Origin of the sequence: Sulfurovum sp. bin170 (assembly GCF_010892395.1) — a bacterium.
Taxonomy (GTDB): domain Bacteria; phylum Campylobacterota; class Campylobacteria; order Campylobacterales; family Sulfurovaceae; genus UBA1140.
Map to the genome: position 1 here is coordinate 1 of NZ_JAACKB010000291.1, position 2,718 is coordinate 2,718.

At 33.0% G+C, this 2,718-nt stretch carries 1 protein-coding gene; it reads left to right on the forward strand.

Annotated features, from left to right (window positions below; all coding sequences use genetic code 11):
* Positions 1-2,718 (forward strand): amino acid adenylation domain-containing protein (locus GSY74_RS06865; protein ID WP_164664364.1); only part of this gene is annotated, 2,718 nt, incomplete at both ends.

Below are 2,718 nucleotides of genomic sequence, written 5' to 3' on the forward strand. Positions count from 1 at the left end.
CTTGATAAACTTCAAGAAAATTTCAATAGTTATAATATCGCAGGAGCGATAGAGTTTGATGGAAAAGTCAATGCAGATATTTTGCAAAAGACACTAGATATACTTATATTCCGTCATGAGATACTTAGGACAAATTTTATTACTATATTAAGTAATCCTAGACAAGTGATACAAAAGAGACCACGAGATGAGGTATTTGAGAATATAGAAGTAGAAAATACCCAAGAGTATATAGAACAAGAGGCAAAAAAAGTATTTGATTTGGAGTGTGATTCTCTATTTTATATTAAGCTTATCAATAGTAATATACTGTTTTTAAATATGCACCATATTATCAGTGATGGTTGGTCTATTGGTATTATTCTTGATGAATTATCTCAAATTTATACAGCATTATTAAGAGAAGAAGAGATAGAAAAAGAACCTTTGGGTATTCAATACAAAGAGTATGCCCATTGGCAAAATGGACTTTTAGAAGATGAGAGTACATTGGTAAAGCATAAAGAGTATTGGCACTCTTTATTGGAAAATCCAACGACACTAAACTTCCCACTAGACCATAGCAGACCCAAGCAACAGACCTTTGCTGGAGATGCACAATATTTTATTATAGACAATAGATTGACCTCCAAGCTACTAGATATAGCCAAAGATAATACACTCTTTATCACTCTTTTGACTATCTCAAATATACTCTTAGCCAAATATTCCAATCAAGATGACATCATTATCGGTACGCCTGTAGCCAATAGAGAAAATGAAATTTTGGCAAGGCAAATAGGATTTTATGTCAATACTTTAGCACTTAGGAGTAGAATAGATAGAGAGAAGTCATTTGAAGAAAATCTATTATCTACCAAAGATATGTGTTTAGATGCATTTGCTTATCAAGATTATCCTTTTGATAAGCTCGTAGATGAGCTAAATTTGGACAGAGATTTAACACAAAATCCTCTCTTTAATACGATGGTTATTTTACAAAATAATGAAATGGGTGAAATTAAATTTGACACTCTAAAAAGTACAGCAAAGAGGATAGATACAAAGACATCAAAGCTAGATATGACGCTAAACTATACACAAATAAACAGTGATATAGAGCTAATGGTAGAGTACAATACTGACCTATTTGAACACGAGACCATACAGAGACTCTTTGAAAACCTAGAGACGCTTATCGACTCTATAGAATTAGATAAAACCATCAATGAACTAGCGTTTATCTCAAACAACCAACAGGTACTATTGGATAGCTTTAATAATAGCAAAAGAGAGTATCCTATAGATGAGACTATCATAGAGCTTTTTGAGACAAAAGTATCTGAGTATCCTGATAATATCGCTATCTCTTTTGAAGATAAAGAGATAAGTTATCATGAGCTAAATAAGGAAGCCAATCAAATAGGACATCACCTCATAGATAAGTATAATGTGACCAAAGAGATGATAATTCCTATTATTTTGGATAAAAGCCCTGCAATGATAAGTTCACTTTTGGGTGTGCTAAAGAGTGGAGGGGCTTATTTACCTATAGATAGTGACTATCCCAAAGATAGAGTCTTATATATGCTCAAAGATAGCAATGCTAAATTACTTATTACAGACAGAGCCAATATGAGTAGAATAGGAGAGTATTGTAGTGATTTGGATATAGATATAGTATGTGTAGAGGATATAAAAAGCTCAAAAATAAACAATCCAAATATAGAGAGAAGTAGCACAGATTTAGCCTATATCATCTATACATCAGGAACAACAGGCAATCCAAAAGGTGTGATGGTGGAGCATAAAAGCTTTATCAATATGATACTTTATCAAATAGAAGGTTTTGGTATTTTAGAGAGTGATAGAGTGATACAATTTGCTTCATTTAGTTTTGACGCTTCTATCTATGAGACATTTTTGACACTCTTAGCAGGTGCATGTTATGTGATAGTAGATAAAGAGACACTTCTTAATCGTTTTGTAGAAATAAGCCAAAAATATAGCGTAAATACAGCCGTACTCAACCCTACATTTTTGGCAAATATTGGAGAATTAGAGGGTTTTAAGACCATCATCACAGCAGGAGAGAAAGCTATAGTATCAGATGCTTTGAAGTATGCAAGTAAATGTAACTATATCAATGCCTATGGACCAACAGAGACATCAATTTGTAGTGCATTCTATAAGGTAGATAAAGACAAAACTTATAACTCTATTCCTATTGGTAGAAGTATCGCAAATATATCTAATTATATACTCAATGATACACTAGAACAGATGCCCATAGGTACAATAGGTGAGATTTGTACAAGTGGTATAGGACTAGCAAGAGGATACCTCAATAGAGAAGATTTAACAAATGAAAAATTCATCAATCACCCTCAATATGGACGCATTTATCAAACAGGAGATATGGGTAGATGTGATGAGAATGGAGATATAGAGTATCTAGGCAGAGTAGATAATCAAGTCAAGCTTAGAGGCTTTAGAATAGAATTGGGTGAGATAGAAAACACTATACTCAAATACTCTTCTATCAAAGAGTGTGTGGTTATTGTCTTCCATGATAAATTATTAGCCTATATCGTAGGAGAAGAGAAAGAGCTAAAGTCTTATCTAAGAGAGATATTAGCAGATTATATGATACCTAGTTTTATCATCACTTTAGAGACTCTACCTCTGACACCAAATGGCAAGATAGATACAAAGTCTTTACCTATTCCAGAGATAAAG